We start from the raw sequence: 18,092 nt of genomic DNA on the forward strand, positions 1-18,092 counted from the left end.
TAAAAAATATTTTTTTGATAAACTTGTAACCATAAATAAAAAACTATCGTCTTACCATAAGAACAAAATAAAATTAATCAATTTAAATTACATAACTATGGGACCAGAAGTACTAATTGTAGCATTAATATTTGCATCTATCTTTGGCGTATTTTACTTATTCTTTTCTACACGCAATAAAGAGCGCTTAGCTTTAATAGAAAAAGGTCTAGACGCAGGTATATTTGTCAAGGGCAAACAAGATAAAGCAGCACCAATTTGGAAAATACTAACACTAAACTTTTCTTTATTAGTTATAGGTATTGGCTTAGGTATACTACTAGGAAACATATTTATAAATATGGGCCTAGACGAGGCTGTTGCTGTAGGTACAACTTTTATTACCGCTGGTACGGCTTTATTAATTGGCTTTTTTATGGTAAAAAAAATGGACAAAGAAGAGCTATAGTTACACCTTAACCTAAACTACTTAATAGAAACCATTGTATTTATATGCAATGGTTTTTTATCTTTATAGAATGAAAATAGTAGCAACAAACCTTGGAAAGCCAACCACAATACTATGGAACGGTAAGGAAGAAGTAACCGGAATTTACAAATACCCCACAACAACACCTTTATATTTAAAAAGTACAGATGTTGCAAATGATACTGTAATAGACCGTAAACACCACGGTGGTATATATAAAGCTTGTTATTTATTTTCTGCTGATGTGTATGACTATTGGAAAAAATTATATCCTAACTTAGAATGGGATTGGGGAATGTTTGGAGAAAACTTAACCGTAGAAGGTTTAGATGAAGCTACACTTAGAATTGGAGATATTTATAAAATTGGTTCTGCTCTTGTGCAAATATCACAACCTAGGGAACCTTGCTATAAACTAGGCATACGCTTTGGAGACCAAGAAATATTAAGACAGTTTATAGCTCACAATCGTCCTGGGACTTATGTACAAATTTTAGAAGAAGGCAATGTGCAAATCGGAGATTCTCTAACTTTAATAGAACAGTCTAGCAACTCACTTACCACACAAGACTTTTACAAACTTCTATATTCTAAAAAAAAGAATTTAGAACACATAAAATTAGCGGTTAACAATACTGCTTTGCCAGAGAAAAAAAGAGAACGTTTAGCTAAATATTTATAAAAATATGATCTACCCTTGGCATTTATACCTAATGGCTTTACTTTATATTTTTGCTGGTTTTATGCATTTTATAAAACCTAAAATGTATATGCGCATTATGCCTAGATATTTACCAAAACACTTATCGTTAGTATATATTAGCGGTTTAATGGAAATTTTTATAGGTTTTGGCTTATGTTTTACTTCATCCAAAGACTATGCTATTTACGCTCTAATAGCTATGCTTACTGTTTTTTTATTAGTCCATTTTTATATGCTCTCTAGCAAAAAAGCAGCGGCTGGCATACCCTTTTACATCTTAGTTTTACGTATACCTTTACAGTTTACCCTAATGTATTGGGCGTATTGGTATTTGCAGTTTTGAAAACAAAAAAAGGAGGCTATAAATAGCCTCCTTTTTATCAACAATACTCAATTATAACTAGTCTAAACTTACTAATTTATTGTATCTAGCCTTGTTTACTTCTACAACAAACCTAAATTCGTCTTCTGTAAAGTTTGTAAACCTAAAGGCTTTCTCTACTCTTAATTTGTTATTAAAAGTTTCTTCGTATACTTCATTTCCTTCTAAATCGTAAACTGAAACAACAACTTTACCTTTCTTTTTATTTAAGAAACTCATTAATACTAAGTCTCCTTTTTTCTGAAAAATAGGCTTTGCTTCTTCTGTTTTTTCATCTACAACAACACTACCGTTTTTAATATGTATTGCATAAGAAACCTTCTTCAACATATTTTCTACGTTTAAAAAATAATGCCCATCTTCTAAATTCATAACATTGAATTTTTTAGAATAAACTGCTTCATTTACTATTTCTTCAGAATAAAATACACCAGAATATTGATCTTCGAATTTTATTACTGTTTGAAGATTTTTTGCTTCAAATTTGAAGACTAAATCTTTAGAGTCTTTTTTAGTCACTAATTCTAGTGAAGATTCATCTGCAAAACTTGCTGTTGACACAAACAAAAACAGAACTAGGGTCGAGAATTTAAAAATTGTTTTCATAGGTTTACTTTTTTAGGATTATTCTTTTTGTTTTGATTGGTAAATAATTACACTGCAAATATATGTGGGGTATTCGGTTAATTTTACCTCTATATTTTCCAATATATATGCTATATTAACCACAATACTACAACAACACTCACTTAATGTTAATTTAACATACAAAATGAGCCTTAAAATGTTTTTAAAAACATTTAGTTGTTCTATTTTTGTATTTAAATCTATTTATAATGTCGAACCAAAAACCCATTTTTGAAGCTATTGCACCAGACTTTGGTCATTCGTTTACATATCAGAAGTTTGATGAAGCTACAAATAACAAAAACAACACCTGGCATTATCATCCAGAGATAGAACTGGTATATGTTAATGGTGGCTCTGGAAAAAGACAAATAGGGAGTCACATATCTTATTACACAGATGGCGATTTAATTTTAATAGATGGTAATTTACCTCATTGTGGACTTACAGATGTACTAACAAAAAACAAAAGTGAAACGGTTGTACAAATGTTACCCGATTTTTTAGGGGCTAATTTTTTTAACCTGCCAGAACTAAGAAATATTAAATCTTTATTAGAAACCTGTAAAGGTGGCATTGCTTTTCACGGTAACACCAAGTTAAAGATTGGAGATAAAATTGAAGTATTAGAGTACCAAACCGATTTTCAACGTTTAATATCAATTCTAAACATATTTAACGAACTTGGTAAATCTAAAGAATACACCTTATTAAATGCAGAAGGCTTTTCTATGAAAACTGAAGTTAAAGACAACGACCGTATTAACGTTATCTTTAATTATGTAAAAACTAACTTTAGAGAGGAGATTACATTAGACAGTATTGCGTCTTTAGTTAATATGACTGTACCTTCTTTTTGTAGGTACTTTAAAAAAATAACCAACAAAACCTTTATTCAGTTTACCAATGAATATAGATTGGTACACGCGTCTAAATTATTGGCAGAGCAAAAAATGAGTATTACAGAGGTTTGTTTTGAGTGTGGATTTAATAATTTTTCTCACTTTAATAAATCGTTTAAAAAATTTACTGGGCAAAATCCATCTGAATATAGAAACGAACTTAAAACTATTGTAGCCTAAATAATTGGGCTATTTCTAATTTAAAGTTAGAGCAAAAAAAAAAAGGTCTTTAGTATATAAAGACCTTTTTTTTGTTATCCTAGTTTCATTGCGAGTTACATACTGCCTTTAATAAGTTTGGATTTGGCTCACTAATGTCCTCATACACAACTACACTAAGTAATTTTCAATAATTATGCCAAAAACCAAAATAAGTTAGGCATAGCTTCAATATAATCGTTAAAATTATTTATACAGATCATTTAAAACTTTAGCCAAACGCAAACCTCCTTTTAATAATTGGTTACGCAGTGTATCCATATAAAGGTAACTGTATCTATAACCTAATTTTTCTCCAACCTCAGCAGACTTATAAACTTCTTCTGCTAGGTCCTGAGATTCTTCAATCCAATCATAAACAGTACCGCCTTGTATTTTAGCAACCTCTTTTTTATCAAGCTTAGGCAAAGCACCTGCTAATTCAGTATAACTCATACCATAAGAATTTATCATATCAGAATCCCAAACACGGTGCAAGTTAGTTCCGTCATTAAACCAACGTACTTGTATGTCGTTACCACCTTTGTCTTCTGCGTGGCCTGCGTGTAATGGCTGGTGCATATCTCCAATTAGGTGAATTAGCATCTTTAAATGAAAAGATTTCTCTTTTTTAGAACTGTTCTTATCTTTTAAGACAGATAAACATTTTTCTATACCAACCATTAAATCTCCTTCTGGCGGTGGTGTTATGTCTGTATATTTTTTATCTGCCGGAAAGTTTACATAATGCCAAGGAGAATACGCCTTAAAAGTTCTGTCAGATTTTATATCATCTGCGTGGTTAGATGCAAAAGCTAAATCTTGGCCATCTAACAATTCTTTAATTGCCTTTTTAGCTTTTCTGCTTAATTCTTTTTGTGCAACTTCACCAACTGTTCTATGCCCTGTTTTACCCCAAAATACATTGTTAGCAAAAGAAACCTGAACTGCTAAAAAAAGCAGTATACATATGTTTTTCATTCTCGTTATTTTTTTAACAAAAATAGAAAATAGTATTTTAAACTATTGTTATTTTTTAGTTGGTTTTATTTTTTTAACTTATCCTTATACCCTAAAACAGACTATTTTGATTTTAAAGAAAATAAAGAATCCGTATTTAAGATATAGTGCCATTGCTCTACTTGGTTTTATTTGCCTAATTATACTATTTATTACTAGTGTATACATTGGTCTCTGGGGAAAATTACCTAGTAAAGAAGAGTTAACATCTCTTAAATACCAACAAGCATCAGAAGTCTACTCTGCAGATAGTGTTTTAATAGGCAAGTACTATTTATTAGATAGACAACCTATAGCATATGAAGAATTTCCTAAACACTTAACAGAAGCACTAGTAGCCATTGAAGACGAGCGCTTTTACGACCATAGTGGTATAGACTATAAAAGTATGCTTAGAGTTGCTTTTAAAAGCATTTTATTACGAGATAAATCTTCTGGTGGTGGTAGTACTATTAGTCAGCAACTGGCTAAAAACCTCTATCCAAGAACTAAAAGCGGTAAATTAAATTTAGCTGTTTCTAAAATTAAAGAAATGTTTATTGCTCGTAAGTTAGAAAGCATTTACAATAAGGAAGAAATTCTTTCTTATTATTTAAATCAGGTTTCTTTTGGCGATAATACTTTTGGTATAGAAAGTGCATCCTTAAAATTCTTTAATAAACACACTAAAGATTTAAGCATACCAGAGGCTGCAACTCTAGTAGGTATGTTAAAAGCAACCTATGGTTATAACCCAAGAGTGTTTCCTGAAAAAAGTAAAGGGAGAAGAAACCTAGTTATGCAAGCTATGTATACAAACAATTATATAGATGAAAAACTAAAAGACAGCCTAATTAAAACATCTTTAAAATTAGAATATAGAGATTTTAATTATAACGATGGTGTTGCCCCTTATTTTAGAGAAGAAGTTAGAAAACAGCTTTTAAAATGGGTAAAAGATAAAAATAATGCTGGTAACGATTTAAACATTTATACCTCTGGATTAAAAATATACACCACGCTAGATTATAAAATGCAAGTTTTAGCTGAAGAAGCTATGCAGGAGCATATGAAAAGTTTACAATCTAATTTTGAAAAAAGTTATGGCAAAAATGCTCCTTGGTTAACAAACAAAAACATTATTAATAAAGCTATAAAACAATCTTTACCTTATAAAAAACTAAAGGAAACGGGTTTAGCAGAAGCTCAAATACTAGATTCTTTAAATAAAAAAAAGACAATGACATTGTCTAACTGGGATAAAGATTCCACTTTACAAGCTAGTACCATAGATAGTATTAAGCACTATAGTAAATTTTTAAACATTGGCTCATTGGCTTTAGATCCAGAAAACGGAGAAGTAAAAGTATGGATTGGTGGTATTGATTTTAAACAATATAAGTACGACCATATATCGCAGAGTAAAAGACAGGTTGGCTCTACTTTTAAACCTATAGTATATACTACAGCTATAGAACAAGGTATTGGTCCTTGTACATATTTCTCTGCTGAAGAAGTAGAGTACAAAAACCTAAAGCAGTGGAGCCCATCTAATACTGGTTCTAAGAATGAAACCTATCTTAATTATTCTATGAAAGAAGCGCTAAGCAATTCTGTAAACACAGTTGCTGTAAAAGTATTAGAAAAAGCAGGTATACCTAATACTATTGAACAAGCTAAAAAAATGGGAATTACAGCAGATCTTCCCAACTTACCCTCTTTAGCTTTAGGTACTGCAGAAGTAAAAATAAGCGAATTAGCTACAGCTTACACCAGCTATGTAAACAGCGGTAAACACAGCGCGCCAATACTTATTAAACACATAACCAATAGCAAAGACTCTATTATAGAATCTTTTAAACCTATTATTTCTAAAGAACCTGCTTTTTCACCAGAAACTAATATGATTATGATAGAGCTAATGAAAGCTACTATTAATACAGGAACTGCAGCCAGAATAAGAAACTCTTATAAATTAACTAACGATATTGCTGGCAAAACAGGAACAACGCAAAATAATAAAGATGCGTGGTTTGTTGGTGTAACACCTAAACTAGTTAGTGTTACTTGGGTTGGTTTAGACAACCACGAAATAGGCTTTAAAAATACAGCTCTTGGTCAAGGTGCCAATGCTGCACTACCCGCATTTGCTCTTTTATTACAAAAAATGAATAAAAATTCGGATTTTGATTACATCACAAAAGCTAAATTTAAAAAACCTACAGATGTTGTTTTAAGCTCGCTAGACTGTGAACCTTCTAAAAAAGACGGCTTTTTTAAACGTCTATTTAAAAACCCTAACAAGAAAAAAACTAAAGATTTTAAAAGCAATTAAAATAAAATTGATATATTTATGATATCATTTTAATATCATAAATACATCAAACATCATGTCAAAAGAAAAAACTACCACACCACTAAGCGGCTATATAGTCTTAATTATATTTCTTGCTTTAACCTTAATAAGTCTTTATATGCTTATTACTAAAGATAGTCCTATTTATGTATTAGGTATTATTATAGCCGTAGCTTTATTTCCTGGATTTGTACTAGTAAATCCTAATAGTTCTAAAGTTTTATTACTATTTGGCAAATATGTAGGCACAATTAAAGAAAATGGTTTTTACTGGGTATTACCTTTCTATACTAAAAAATCTATTTCTTTAAGGGCTAGTAATTTTGATAGTGAACGATTAAAAGTAAACGATAAATTAGGCAACCCAATAATGATTAGCACTATTTTAGTATGGCGAGTTACCGATACTTTTATGGCTGCTTTTGAGGTAGATGATTACAAAAATTTTGTTCGCGTACAGACTGATGCTGCAGTACGTAAACTTGCTAGTATGTATCCTTATGATAATTTTGCAGACGAAGGACACACAGAAGATATAACTCTTAGATCTAGTGTAAACGAGGTTAGTGTTGCCTTAGAAAAAGAAGTACAAGAAAGACTCTCTATGGCTGGTATTGAAGTCTTAGAAGCTCGTATTGGTTATTTAGCCTATGCACAAGAAATTGCTAATGCAATGCTTAAAAGGCAACAAGCCACAGCTATTGTTGCTGCAAGACATAAAATTGTAGAAGGTGCTGTTAGTATGGTAGAAATGGCCATAGACCAACTAGGTAAAAAAAACATTGTAGATTTAGATGACGAACGCAAAGCTGCTATGGTAAGTAATTTAATGGTTGTTTTGTGCTCAGATAAAGATGCTTCTCCTGTTGTTAATGCCGGAACTTTAAATCACTAAGAAAATGAAAGAATACAAAATTATAAAACAAAAAGCCAAGCTAAGAAATTCAGATGGTGATTTTGAAGACCAGTTAAACTCTTATGCAAGAGAGGGGTGGATTGTAAAATCTTCTGTTGCTATAAATGGTTCTAGCTACTTTAAAATAATTTTAGAACGCGATAAAAACAGGTAATTATGAAAAAACTTCTCATACTATGTATGTTACTCCCTACTCTAATTTTTGCTCAAGAAGTAAAAACTGAAGAGTTACATTTAAAAAATGGAGACATTAGTTTACCTGGAACTTTAACCATACCTGCTGCAAAAAAGAAAACACCTCTTATAATTTTTGTTCAAGGCTCCGGAAATCCAGATCGTAACGGAAACCAAGCTGGTACTATGATACAAATTGGTTATATAAAAACATTAAGAGACAGCTTAAATGCAAAAGGTTTCTCTTTCTATAGTTACGATAAAAGGTCTGCCACATTAAGTAACCTTGATCAATTAACAAAAATTACATTTGCTAGTTTCACAGATGATGCAAATGTTGCCATAGATAACTTTAAAGAAGACAAACGCTTTAGTAGCATCCATTTAATAGGACACAGTCAAGGTTCATTGGTTGGTATGTTAGCTATTAACAATAGAAAAGACAATGCAATATCTTCTTTTATTTCTATTGCTGGCGCTGGCAAAACTATAGATAAAACAATAGTAGAACAGTTAACTAGTCAAAATCCAGGCTTAGGTAAAATGGCTAAAGAACAGTTTACAGAACTTATGGCTACAGATACAATTAAAGAGGTTAACCCGCTTTTAATAAATATTTTTCAGCCTGTTTATCAAAAGTTTATAAAACAATGGGCACAAGTAAATCCTGCTTCAGAGATTAAAAAATTACAAATTCCTGCTTTAATTTTAAACGGAGATGCAGATCTTCAAGTTACTACAGACGATGCACAATTATTAAAAGATGCTTATCCAAAAGCTACTTTAAAAATTATCCCTAAAATGAATCACGTTTTAAAAGTTGTAAATTCAGTTACTGAAAATCAAGAATCATATACTTCATCAAACTTTAATATCTCTAAAGAACTTTTAAACGTAATTGAAGATTTTATTAGACACTAAAAAATGAGTAAAAAAAAGGCATTTGCACTACGGCTAAATGAAGATATGTTAAAGGCTATTGAAAAATGGGCTTCTGACGAATTTCGTAGTACCAATGGGCAAATAGAATGGATGTTGATGAAAAGCTTAAAAGAAGCTAAAAGAGAGCCAAAAAAGAAAGAAGAATAATTTAGTTTACTATAAAAATGACGTATAAAATTTTGTGTTCTGATCTAGATGGAACCTTATTAACTACAAAGAATGATGTTTCTGAGGTTACTATATCAGAAATAAATAGAATAAAAAAACACCTTAAAGTAATTTTAGTTTCTGCTAGAATGCCAAAATCTATGCGCTATTTACAAGAAAGATTAGGTATAGAAAACTTGCCTATTATCTGTTATAATGGTGCTTTGGTTTTAGATAATGACAAAGAATTGTTTTCTACTTATATTGGCAGCAAGGAATTGCAAACCATACACACAATTGCTGAACAACATACTGTAAAACTAGGCTTGTATTTTAAAGATGAATGGTATGTGCCGCAAGATTCTGAACGTGTACAAAAAGAAATACACCACACTAAAGCAGAACCTATTTTTGAAGACACGCAAACAACTTTAACCAACTGGGAAGAGAGAGACGTTGGCGCTCATAAAATAATGCTAATGGGTACTAAAGAAACTACAGATGCTATTTTTACAGAACTAACTAACTTATTAGGAGATACTCTTCATTTTTATAGATCTAATGATACACTTATAGAGGTTGCTCCTAAAACCATATCTAAACTATCTGCCATAGAACTACTTTTAAAAGACGAAACTTTAGAAGATGTAATTGCTTTTGGCGATAATTACAACGATATGGAAATGCTTGCAAATGTTGGTTGTGGAGTTGCTGTTGGTAATGGACGAGATGAGGTTAAAAAAATTGCCAAACACACCACCTTAAAAAACACAGAAAACGGAGTTGCACATTTTATTAAGCAAAACATCTTAATTTAAGTATATTTGAGGAAACTCACATTTTAGTATCACTATTCTATGATAGAACCTTTAATTACAGACGATAAAGTTGTTTTTGGATTATTAACCCTTTGTCTAGGTTTTGTATTTTACACCTCAGCAAAAGGAACAGGATTTTGGAAAAAATTCTACACATTTGTTCCTAGTATTTTACTTTGTTATTTATTACCAGCAATTTTAACTTCTACTGGTGTTATTGCAGAAGTTTGGGAAACCACAGACAAAGCTGGTGTTGTTACAGAACACGAATCTAATTTGTATTATATGGCTAGTAGGTATTTGCTACCTGCCGCATTGGTTTTAATGACTTTAAGTATAGATTTAAAGGCTATAAAAAGTTTAGGATCTAAAGCATTAATTATGTTTTTAACTGGTTCTGTTGGTATTATTATTGGCGGACCAATTGCAATACTTATTGTATCTATATTTTCTCCTGAAACAGTTGGTGGTAACGATTTTGATGCCATATGGAGAGGATTGTCTACTATTGCTGGTAGTTGGATAGGTGGTGGAGCAAACCAAGCTGCTATGCTAGAAATTTTTCAATATAACCCAGAAAAATATGGTGGTATGGTACTTATAGATGTTGTGGTTGCCAATATTTGGATGGCCGTAATCCTATATGGTGTAGGTAAAACAACTAAAATTGATAAATGGTTAAATGCAGATGCTTCTGCTATAGAAACTTTAAAGGCAAAAGTTACGGCGTTTACAGATAAAATTACAAGAACACCAACAACGCAAGATTATATGATGTTGCTTTTCTTTGCTTTTACTGCTGTTGGTTTAGCTCACTTTTTAGGAGAAAATATTAGTACTTATTTAAAAGATAATGTTGCTGCTGTAGCAGATAAAAAAAGCTTTTTATCGTTTTTAGGATCTAGCTTTTTCTGGATGGTAGTTATAGCTACGGCTGTTGGCATATCATTATCTTTTACTAAAGCTAAAAATTACGAAGGTGCTGGCGCCAGCAAAATAGGCGGTGTTTTTATCTACATATTAGTAGCTACTATTGGTATGAAAATGGACTTACTTAAGGTTTTTGAAAACCCTGGTTTAATTATTATAGGCCTTATTTGGATTGCCATACATGCTGGTTTATTAATAGTTGTAGCAAAACTTATAAAAGCACCTTATTTCTTTTTAGCCGTGGGTAGCCAAGCTAATGTTGGTGGTGCTGCTTCTGCTCCTATTGTAGCAGCTGAGTTTCATCCTTCTTTAACATCTGTGGGTGTGTTATTAGCTGTTTTTGGTTATGTAGTAGGTACCGGAGGTGCATTACTATGTGCGTACCTTATGGAGGTTGCCTCTAGTTTATAATTAAAAAGTTATACACAAAACAAAAAGCTTTAACGATTCTTTAAGAAAAATTAATGATATTTGTTGCACTTAAAAAAATACAAAATGAATAGATTTTTTCTTTTATTTCTTCTTGGCTTAAGCATTATTGCTTGTAATTCTACAACAGAAAATACTATGGTTGTTTCTGGTAATGTAAAAGGCTTAAAGAAAGGAACATTATACCTACAAAAGGTAAACGATACTGTTTTAGTTACAGTTGATTCTTTAAAAATTGATGGTGATGGTCATTTTAACCTTTCTGCCGAATTAGAGAGTCCAGAGATATTTTATTTGTACTTAGACAAGTCTGATAATTCTGAGTTTAACGATAGAATTACATTTTTTGGTGTACCAGGAAATATTACTATAAACACCGCTTGGAATACTTTTGCGCTAAATGCTAAAATTGATGGTTCTAATGCACAAACAAAGCTTGAAGAATTTAGAAAAAATTCATCTAGATTTAATGCAGAAGCATTAAGAATAGCACAAACTGCACAATTACCAGGAATACAAGGTAACGAGCAAGCTATAGACTCTTTAAATAAACTATTATCTAAAAATAATTTACGTAGCTATTTATACGCACTAAATTATTCTTTAAACCATAAAGAGTCTTACGTAGCTCCTTATTTAGCATTAACAGAAGTACCAGATGTTAATGTAAAATATTTAGACTCTATCTATAATTCTTTACCAGATAGTATATCTACTTCTAAATACGGAAAAGAACTAAAGTTACATATTAGCAAAGTAAAAGCTGCTAACAAATAGACATAAAAAAACATCCACCAATGGTGGATGTTTTTATTTTGTATAAATAGTAAAAATTAACCTAATTTGTTAACGTCTGCTATTAATTCTGTAGCTTTAGTTTCTAACTCTTTACGAACAGCTGCTAAGTGCTTACTTCTACTTTCTACATCTTTCTTGTTTACTTTTGCGATTAAATCATCAAAAGTAGCAATTGCAGAATCTATAATTTTAGAACCTTCGTTAGAATCTTTTGATTTAGAAGTTGCTTCCCAAAAGTATACTGCTTCAATAATATCTCCTAAAACAAAATTGATATCCTTTTTTAAATCTTTTATGCTTGCCATCTGTATTATTTTTTTTGCAAAAATACATATTTAACTCATACAAAGAGGATTCTTACCTCTAATAAATTACTTAAAGCCAGCAAAAAGTTATATAGTTACCTCTAATAACTTTGCTCCATTAGACTCTATAGTTAGCGATTTAGATAAAGCAGGAACAAGAATGGTTTCTCCTTTTACAATACTTGCTTCTCCAAATTCATTTTTTATAGTAGCAGAACCTCCAACGCACATATAAATAGTAAAAGAATCTCTACCACTAATATCTTGTTGTAAATTTTGCGTAAGCTCTATAAAGTTAGTCTTAAAATAAGGACAGTCTACCATTGTATTTACGGTATTGTCTTGCGTATTATAATCTACTTTAAAATCGTCTTTCTTAGTATAATCTATAGCATCTAAAGCCTGCTCTGTATGCAACTCTCGTAAATTTCCGTTTTTATCTTTTCGATTAAAATCAAAAACTCTGTATGTAACATCAGACGTTTGCTGAATTTCAGCTAATAAAACACCTGCGCCAATTGCGTGTATTTTACCTGTATTTATAAAAAAAGTATCGCCTTCTTTTACCTTTTCGTAGTTTAATAAATCTAATAATGTATCGTTTTCTATACTAGCTGCATATTCTTCTTTTGCAACGTCCTTATTAAAGCCTACAATAAGTTCTGCATCTTGGTCAGCATCCATAACATACCACATCTCTGTTTTACCAAAAGAGTTATGTCTTTTTTTTGCAAGCTCGTCATTAGGGTGCAGTTGTATAGATAAGTCTTGTTTGGCATCTATAAACTTAATTAAAATAGGAAATTCTTTTCCAAAACGCTCTGCAACACTTTTTCCTAAAAGGTCGTTTGTCTGCGTATTAATTAAATCTTGTAAAGATGTACCAGCTAAATCACCATTAGACACAACAGAAACATCTCCTTTTACAGTAGACAACTCCCAACTTTCTCCAGTAATATCTGTTTCTATAGGTTTGTGTAAAACATCTCTTAACTTAGTGCCTCCCCAAAGTCTTTCTTTTAAAATAGGGTTAAATTTTAACGGATACATATATGTTGTTTTAGTTTGATATTTTTAGTGTTATTGTCCCGAGTACGTAACATAATTACGTGGTGTCTCGTACAATACAATTTCTAATTCTTTTGAAGCATCAATTTCTGATCTTAATTTATTCCAGATTACAACAGCAATATTCTCTGCAGTAGGGTTAAGTTCTTTAAATTCTGGCACTTCTATATTTAAGTTTTTATGATCTAAAGCATTCTCTACTTTTTCTTTAATAAGATCTTTTAAAACCTTCATATCCATAACAAAACCAGTCTCTGGATCTATTTCTCCGGCAACACTAACTATAAGCTCATAATTGTGTCCGTGGTAATTTGGATTGCTACACAAACCAAAAACAGCCTTATTTTTTTCTGCATCCCAGCTTTTATTATGCAATCTATGCGCTGCATTAAAATGTGCTTTTCTACTTACTTTAACCTTCATACTAGTATTGGTTTTGTAGTGTATAGTTGTGAAAACGGTCAAAAATAATTTTAAACCACTCTGTATAATTCTGCGGATTATCTGTAATGTCTGCTTTTATATCCTCTAAAGCTACCCATTTCCAGTCTTCTACTTCTTCTTTGTTTATAGCTGGCAACTCGTTATACTTACCAATCATTACATGATCTAGTTCATGTTCTGTTAAACCATTATCAAAAGGAGCTTTATAAATAAAAGAAAACAGTTCTGTAAGCTCTGTAACAAACCCCATTTCTTCATGTAATCTTCTTTTACCAGCCTCTATATTAGACTCACCTACTCTTTGATGACTACAACAGGTATTTGTCCACAATAAAGGCGAATGATATTTACCCGCTGCACGTTGTTGCAACATTGTTTCTCCTTTATCATTCATTACAAAAACAGAAAATGCTCTATGTAAAAGTGCTTTTTCATGTGCTTCCATTTTTGCCATTGTGCCAATTTGTTGGTCTTGCTCGTTAACTAATATTACCTGTTCTTCAATCATAGTCTTACAAAAATAAGACCTTTATGTTATATCTGAGCACTATAAAAAGAAAAAACACCTTTACAAGTAAAAGTGTTTTCAGTGTATATAAAATTAAGATTATATGTTTTAAAAGAATCTAGGCGATTTTAAGTTTTTCTTAGTTTTAATAAAGTCATATCGCAACATAACCTCAAAAGAACCGTCGTTAAAAGAAGTATTGCCTAACTCTGTTGTTTCTTTATCGTAAGCCAAACCAATTAACAAATCTTCGGACACTTGAAACCCGAACATACCACTAAATGCGGCACTCCAACGGTAAGCCCCACCTATAATAAACTTATCATTAAGCATAAAGTTTGCAGATAAATCTACTTGTAATGGTGCTCCTTTTACTGCTTTAGTTAAAATGGTTGGTTTAAATTTTAATGATTCGTTTAAATCAAAAACATAACCAGTCATTAAGTACAAATGCATTTGTTCGTTTGCTACAGTTGGGTTTGCTCCTTCTTCAAAATGTTTGGTCTCTAAAATTCTTGGAGCAGACAAACCTGCATAGAATTTTTCTGTGTGATAATAAACTCCCGCACCTATATTAGGTGAAAACCTATTATCTACATCTGTTTGCAATGTAGGATCTAAACCACCACTAGTATCTTGGTTTAACTCTGAAAATCTAATATCTAATAAATGAACACTTGCTTTTAGTCCAAATGATAATTTACCTTCTAAAGAGGTATGTATTGTGTATGAAAAATCGGCATCAAAATATGTTTCTGAAGTTGGACCAATAACATCGTTAACAACAGAAAAACCAACACCTACACCTCTATATCCTACTGGCGTATGAAAATTAAATGTTTGCGTTTTTGGCGCACCATCTAAACCTACCCATTGCGATCTATGTAATAAACCAACACTTAAATTACCACGAGAACCGGCATAAGCAGGGTTAATACTTATGGTATTGTACATATACTGCGTATACTGAGCATCTTGCTGAGACCATACTGATACTGTACCAAATGCAAATAACAGCATTGACACTACTAGTAGTCTAAAATGTTTTTTTAATATAATCATAAACTTAATTATGCTATTTGTTTAAATAAATATAGCCGCTAAGCTGTTTTGTTTTTCCTGCTGGCGTTGTGTAATCTAATACATAGAAATACGTACCTACTGGAAGTTTCTTATCTGCATTAACAGTAACTCTACCGTGAGATGTACCATCAAAATAATTGCTTTGTGTATCGTAAGACTTAGTTACAAATACCTGAACACCCCATCTATTATAAATTCTAATAGTATTATTAGGGAACCTTTCTAGTCCTGTAATTTTAAGAACATCATGTATACCATCACCGTTTGGTGTTACTACATTAAAAATTTCTATACCATCTTCTTCAGAGTCTGGGAAATCTAAGTAATCTGGAATACCATCGCCATCTGCATCATCATTAGCAAAATCGCCATCTTGGTTTATATCTTCATCTATAGTTGGTATACCATCACCATCATCATCTGTATCTCTATAATCAGATTCGGCATCACCATCCGAGTTAGGTAAATCATTTAAAGGATCATCTATTTCATCATTCTTATCATCATCAATAGAAGTTGCTCCTTCAAAACCATCGTCTAAACCATCATTATCTTTATCAGATCCAACAAATGTATTATCCGGGATACCATTACTATCTGTATCGTTAGCTTCTATAGCATCAGAAACACCATCATTATCACTATCTTCATCTAAATAATCTGGTAAACTATCGCCATCTGTGTCTACAGGGAATATTCCTAAATTACCATCAGTTTCATAAGCATCATCTAAACCATTACCGTTTTCATCTAAACCACTTGGTTGTATATAACCCGCCGTTGTTTGTGCTTCTACGTTATCTGGAATACCATCATCATCTGAATCTATATCTAAATAATCTGGAATACCATCGTTGTCTGTATCTGTTGCATCTGTTGCTGGATCGTTATCACCATCTAAATTAAGATCTTCAAAACTATCTAGTATACCATCGTTATCTGCATCTAAATCTGTCATTGCAGCTTCATTCACAATAACCGTAATAGTAGATGTACTACAATTACTTAGGGTATCGCAAATTGTGTATGTAAAGGTATCTTGACCTATATAACCTGGGTTAGGTGTATATGTAATTATATCATCAGACGGATCGTTTGGTGTACCATTAGTATCTACTACTATTGTACCGTTTGTAGGATCTGTTGTTGTAAACGTACCGTTTGTTGGTAAATCGTTATCATTTAAATCCCAATTATCTATAACAATTGTTTCGTCTTCGTTAGTTGCAACAACATCATCATTAGTATCTAAAATTGGAACTACTGTTACATCTACTGTTGCTGTACTACAATCTCCATAACTATTACATATAGTATATGTAAAAGAATCTGGACCATTATAATCTGCATCTGGAACATACGTAATAATATCATCAGACGGAATGTTTGGTGTTCCGTTATCGTCTATTGTTACGGTTCCGTTTACTGGGTCTGATGCTGTTAATGTTCCTGGATTTGGCAATCCATTATCGTTAGCAAATACATCTACAATTATTGAAGTGTCTTCATCTAACGTAACAATATCGTCTTCTAGATCACTAGCTTCACTCATACAAACTACCTTAAAACTTGGTAGTTGAACAGAGTTTCCTGCTTTAAGCAATGTTGCTACATATTTTATAACATCTTTTGTTGCTATAACTTGCGGTGCTGTTTGATCCCCTGTTAAAACTGGTGACCAACTCACGGTTGCTCCAGGTGGTACATTAGCAGAAACATCTAATGTTACCTCGTTATCTGGAGTATTACAGTCAGTTAATATAAAATATGTACTTGCGTTTTTACCACATAAAGTACCATCGTATGTAGCAAAGTATACTCCGGGCTGACTCACCTCATAGAAGAAGTCCGTACCTAGAACAGTACTTGTGTCTGCTGCATTATACCATTTATAATTGTTTTCGTCTGTACTATTTGGTGCCTGCAATAAAAATTGAGCACTAACTACGTTAGCACAGAACAAGGCTACTAGTACAGCGAATAAAAATTTATATGTTTTAATTGATCTCAAATTTCTAGGATAAGTTTTTATTCGCTTTAGCTTACTTTACTACAAATACAACGTTAATTAACGTGTTATAGTCTGTAGGTTGATTGGTTACTGTATAAGTTAACACTCCGTTTGCATTAATAGTCATTGACCCAGTATTAAATACTGTAGGATCTGCATACGTTACATAATAATACAATTCTGCTCTAGTATATGTTGGTAAAGCTGAAGGCGCACCAGCACTACCAACTGTTGGCGTACCATACTGCTTAATATACTCGTCATATAAATCTACAGTTTTAGTACCATTTGTCGCTACATCTACTTCTATAGATGGAGGATAAAAAATACGTGCTGCTTTAGATGTAATAGGTGCAATTGCTTGTATTACTTCTTGTACATTAGTTTCTGCTGTAGGTGAAGATTCACCACCCTCATCTACATCAATTGGTGTACGTAATTCTACTTCATCATCAAACTGGTCATCTGTATTTGCTAATGAAGCTAAACTAACTGTTTGAGAAGAACCATCTTCTATACCTACAGTTAATGTTGTGCCAGACAAACCTAAATTACGTATACTTTGATTATCTGCTAATGCTGCTAAACTAACTGTTTGTGAAGAACCATCTTCTATACCTACAGTTAATGTTGTTCCAGAGAAACCTAAATTACGTATGCTTTGGTTATCAGTATCAATACTACTAATATCTATAGTATTACCATCTGAAATGGTTAAGTCAGTACCAGATAAACTTAAAGTTTGATCATCTGTTGTTGGGTCACCTGGTGCTCCTTGTGGACCAACAGGTCCTTGGTCACCAGTTGCTCCTTTATCACCTGTCTCTCCTTTATCTCCATCTAATCCTTTGTTACCTCTTGCTCCTTTATCTCCAGTTGCACC

21 protein-coding genes are annotated in these 18,092 nt (G+C 32.0%); 12 read left to right on the top strand and 9 right to left on the bottom strand.

The genetic code is table 11. From position 1 onward, the window contains the following. Window positions 1–97 precede the first annotated feature (97 nt). The 3 genes from BT107_RS16375 (at window position 98) to BT107_RS17695 (ending at window position 1,515) form a co-directional block, all read left to right on the top strand. Window positions 98–448, top strand: coding sequence for a DUF6249 domain-containing protein (locus tag BT107_RS16375; protein ID WP_072304913.1), 351 nt, complete (start codon window positions 98–100; stop codon window positions 446–448). Window positions 449–518: 70 nt separating this feature from the next. Beyond that, window positions 519–1,151: an MOSC domain-containing protein gene (locus BT107_RS16380; protein ID WP_072304914.1), complete on the top strand. Its 633-nt coding sequence runs from the start codon at window positions 519–521 to the stop codon at window positions 1,149–1,151. A 4-nt stretch (window positions 1,152–1,155) separates the two neighbouring features. Continuing rightward, the gene (locus tag BT107_RS17695) at window positions 1,156–1,515 is read left to right on the top strand and encodes a DoxX family protein (protein ID WP_072304915.1); all 360 of its coding nucleotides are present in this window, start codon (window positions 1,156–1,158) and stop codon (window positions 1,513–1,515) included. A 57-nt stretch (window positions 1,516–1,572) separates the two neighbouring features. Here the strand turns inward: BT107_RS17695 and BT107_RS16390 are convergent, their stop codons facing one another. Then, on the bottom strand, window positions 1,573–2,160 hold the full coding sequence (locus BT107_RS16390; protein WP_139254335.1) for a hypothetical protein: 588 nt from the start codon (window positions 2,158–2,160) through the stop codon (window positions 1,573–1,575). 230 nt (window positions 2,161–2,390) lie between these two features. Between BT107_RS16390 and BT107_RS16395 the strand changes: the two genes are divergently transcribed. After that, window positions 2,391–3,263, top strand: coding sequence for an AraC family transcriptional regulator (locus BT107_RS16395; RefSeq protein WP_072304917.1), 873 nt, complete (start codon window positions 2,391–2,393; stop codon window positions 3,261–3,263). Window positions 3,264–3,488: 225 nt separating this feature from the next. Here BT107_RS16395 and BT107_RS16400 read toward each other — a convergent pair whose 3' ends face one another. Beyond that, window positions 3,489–4,262 (bottom strand): S1/P1 nuclease, encoded by a 774-nt coding sequence (locus tag BT107_RS16400; RefSeq protein ID WP_072304918.1) that lies wholly within the window; start codon window positions 4,260–4,262, stop codon window positions 3,489–3,491. 106 nt (window positions 4,263–4,368) lie between these two features. Here BT107_RS16400 and BT107_RS16405 point away from each other — a divergent pair, with 106 nt between their 5' ends. From BT107_RS16405 to BT107_RS16440, 8 genes are all read left to right on the top strand, one after another. Beyond that, window positions 4,369–6,615, top strand: coding sequence for a transglycosylase domain-containing protein (locus BT107_RS16405; protein ID WP_072304941.1), 2,247 nt, complete (start codon window positions 4,369–4,371; stop codon window positions 6,613–6,615). Window positions 6,616–6,670: 55 nt separating this feature from the next. Then, complete coding sequence (locus BT107_RS16410; protein WP_072304919.1) at window positions 6,671–7,531, top strand: SPFH domain-containing protein; 861 nt, start codon at window positions 6,671–6,673, stop codon at window positions 7,529–7,531. Window positions 7,532–7,535: 4 nt separating this feature from the next. Then, window positions 7,536–7,706 (top strand): DUF4177 domain-containing protein, encoded by a 171-nt coding sequence (locus BT107_RS16415; RefSeq protein WP_072304920.1) that lies wholly within the window; start codon window positions 7,536–7,538, stop codon window positions 7,704–7,706. A gap of 2 nt (window positions 7,707–7,708) precedes the next feature. Continuing rightward, entirely contained in the window at window positions 7,709–8,647 is a 939-nt protein-coding gene (locus tag BT107_RS16420; protein ID WP_072304921.1) for an alpha/beta hydrolase, read from the top strand. Window positions 8,648–8,650: 3 nt separating this feature from the next. Continuing rightward, the gene (locus BT107_RS16425) at window positions 8,651–8,815 is read left to right on the top strand and encodes a type II toxin-antitoxin system antitoxin (protein WP_072304922.1); all 165 of its coding nucleotides are present in this window, start codon (window positions 8,651–8,653) and stop codon (window positions 8,813–8,815) included. 17 nt (window positions 8,816–8,832) lie between these two features. Next, window positions 8,833–9,633, top strand: coding sequence for a Cof-type HAD-IIB family hydrolase (locus BT107_RS16430; RefSeq protein WP_072304923.1), 801 nt, complete (start codon window positions 8,833–8,835; stop codon window positions 9,631–9,633). A 39-nt stretch (window positions 9,634–9,672) separates the two neighbouring features. After that, window positions 9,673–10,974, top strand: coding sequence for a DUF819 family protein (locus BT107_RS16435; RefSeq protein ID WP_072304924.1), 1,302 nt, complete (start codon window positions 9,673–9,675; stop codon window positions 10,972–10,974). Between the two features lie 84 nt (window positions 10,975–11,058). After that, entirely contained in the window at window positions 11,059–11,769 is a 711-nt protein-coding gene (locus tag BT107_RS16440) for a DUF4369 domain-containing protein (protein WP_072304925.1), read from the top strand. A 56-nt stretch (window positions 11,770–11,825) separates the two neighbouring features. Here BT107_RS16440 and BT107_RS16445 read toward each other — a convergent pair whose 3' ends face one another. The 7 genes from BT107_RS16445 to BT107_RS17575 all read right to left on the bottom strand — a co-directional run. Further along, window positions 11,826–12,095, bottom strand: coding sequence for a hypothetical protein (locus BT107_RS16445; protein WP_072304926.1), 270 nt, complete (start codon window positions 12,093–12,095; stop codon window positions 11,826–11,828). Window positions 12,096–12,182: 87 nt separating this feature from the next. Further along, window positions 12,183–13,145 (bottom strand): type I phosphomannose isomerase catalytic subunit, encoded by a 963-nt coding sequence (locus tag BT107_RS16450; protein ID WP_072304927.1) that lies wholly within the window; start codon window positions 13,143–13,145, stop codon window positions 12,183–12,185. Window positions 13,146–13,175: 30 nt separating this feature from the next. Continuing rightward, window positions 13,176–13,586 (bottom strand): 6-pyruvoyl trahydropterin synthase family protein, encoded by a 411-nt coding sequence (locus tag BT107_RS16455; RefSeq protein WP_072304928.1) that lies wholly within the window; start codon window positions 13,584–13,586, stop codon window positions 13,176–13,178. A 1-nt stretch (window position 13,587) separates the two neighbouring features. Further along, window positions 13,588–14,115 (bottom strand): isopentenyl-diphosphate Delta-isomerase, encoded by a 528-nt coding sequence (gene idi / locus BT107_RS16460; RefSeq protein WP_072304929.1) that lies wholly within the window; start codon window positions 14,113–14,115, stop codon window positions 13,588–13,590. Between the two features lie 108 nt (window positions 14,116–14,223). After that, window positions 14,224–15,177, bottom strand: a complete 954-nt coding sequence (locus tag BT107_RS16465; RefSeq protein WP_072304930.1) for a PorP/SprF family type IX secretion system membrane protein — start codon at window positions 15,175–15,177, stop codon at window positions 14,224–14,226. A gap of 13 nt (window positions 15,178–15,190) precedes the next feature. Then, window positions 15,191–17,209, bottom strand: coding sequence for a T9SS type B sorting domain-containing protein (locus BT107_RS16470; RefSeq protein ID WP_072304931.1), 2,019 nt, complete (start codon window positions 17,207–17,209; stop codon window positions 15,191–15,193). A 31-nt stretch (window positions 17,210–17,240) separates the two neighbouring features. Then, window positions 17,241–18,092: collagen-like triple helix repeat-containing protein (locus BT107_RS17575; RefSeq protein WP_072304932.1), on the bottom strand; the 852-nt coding region annotated here is incomplete at its 5' end.

The sequence above is a fragment of the Cellulophaga fucicola genome (assembly GCF_900119145.1).
GTDB classification, from domain to species: Bacteria; Bacteroidota; Bacteroidia; order Flavobacteriales; family Flavobacteriaceae; genus Cellulophaga; species Cellulophaga fucicola.

What these genes read in the sequence shown, in the direction of transcription:
- BT107_RS16375 (WP_072304913.1), top strand. Translation starts at nt 98, where the DNA reads ATGGGACCAGAAGTACTAATTGTAGCATTAATATTTGCATCTATCTTT.
- BT107_RS16380 (WP_072304914.1), top strand. Translation starts at nt 519, where the DNA reads ATGAAAATAGTAGCAACAAACCTTGGAAAGCCAACCACAATACTATGG.
- BT107_RS17695 (WP_072304915.1), top strand. Translation starts at nt 1,156, where the DNA reads ATGATCTACCCTTGGCATTTATACCTAATGGCTTTACTTTATATTTTT.
- BT107_RS16390 (WP_139254335.1), bottom strand. Translation starts at nt 2,160, where the DNA reads ATGAAAACAATTTTTAAATTCTCGACCCTAGTTCTGTTTTTGTTTGTG.
- BT107_RS16395 (WP_072304917.1), top strand. Translation starts at nt 2,391, where the DNA reads ATGTCGAACCAAAAACCCATTTTTGAAGCTATTGCACCAGACTTTGGT.
- BT107_RS16400 (WP_072304918.1), bottom strand. Translation starts at nt 4,262, where the DNA reads ATGAAAAACATATGTATACTGCTTTTTTTAGCAGTTCAGGTTTCTTTT.
- BT107_RS16410 (WP_072304919.1), top strand. Translation starts at nt 6,671, where the DNA reads ATGTCAAAAGAAAAAACTACCACACCACTAAGCGGCTATATAGTCTTA.
- BT107_RS16415 (WP_072304920.1), top strand. Translation starts at nt 7,536, where the DNA reads ATGAAAGAATACAAAATTATAAAACAAAAAGCCAAGCTAAGAAATTCA.
- BT107_RS16420 (WP_072304921.1), top strand. Translation starts at nt 7,709, where the DNA reads ATGAAAAAACTTCTCATACTATGTATGTTACTCCCTACTCTAATTTTT.
- BT107_RS16425 (WP_072304922.1), top strand. Translation starts at nt 8,651, where the DNA reads ATGAGTAAAAAAAAGGCATTTGCACTACGGCTAAATGAAGATATGTTA.
- BT107_RS16430 (WP_072304923.1), top strand. Translation starts at nt 8,833, where the DNA reads ATGACGTATAAAATTTTGTGTTCTGATCTAGATGGAACCTTATTAACT.
- BT107_RS16435 (WP_072304924.1), top strand. Translation starts at nt 9,673, where the DNA reads ATGATAGAACCTTTAATTACAGACGATAAAGTTGTTTTTGGATTATTA.
- BT107_RS16440 (WP_072304925.1), top strand. Translation starts at nt 11,059, where the DNA reads ATGAATAGATTTTTTCTTTTATTTCTTCTTGGCTTAAGCATTATTGCT.
- BT107_RS16445 (WP_072304926.1), bottom strand. Translation starts at nt 12,095, where the DNA reads ATGGCAAGCATAAAAGATTTAAAAAAGGATATCAATTTTGTTTTAGGA.
- BT107_RS16450 (WP_072304927.1), bottom strand. Translation starts at nt 13,145, where the DNA reads ATGTATCCGTTAAAATTTAACCCTATTTTAAAAGAAAGACTTTGGGGA.
- BT107_RS16455 (WP_072304928.1), bottom strand. Translation starts at nt 13,586, where the DNA reads ATGAAGGTTAAAGTAAGTAGAAAAGCACATTTTAATGCAGCGCATAGA.
- idi (WP_072304929.1), bottom strand. Translation starts at nt 14,115, where the DNA reads ATGATTGAAGAACAGGTAATATTAGTTAACGAGCAAGACCAACAAATT.
- BT107_RS16465 (WP_072304930.1), bottom strand. Translation starts at nt 15,177, where the DNA reads ATGATTATATTAAAAAAACATTTTAGACTACTAGTAGTGTCAATGCTG.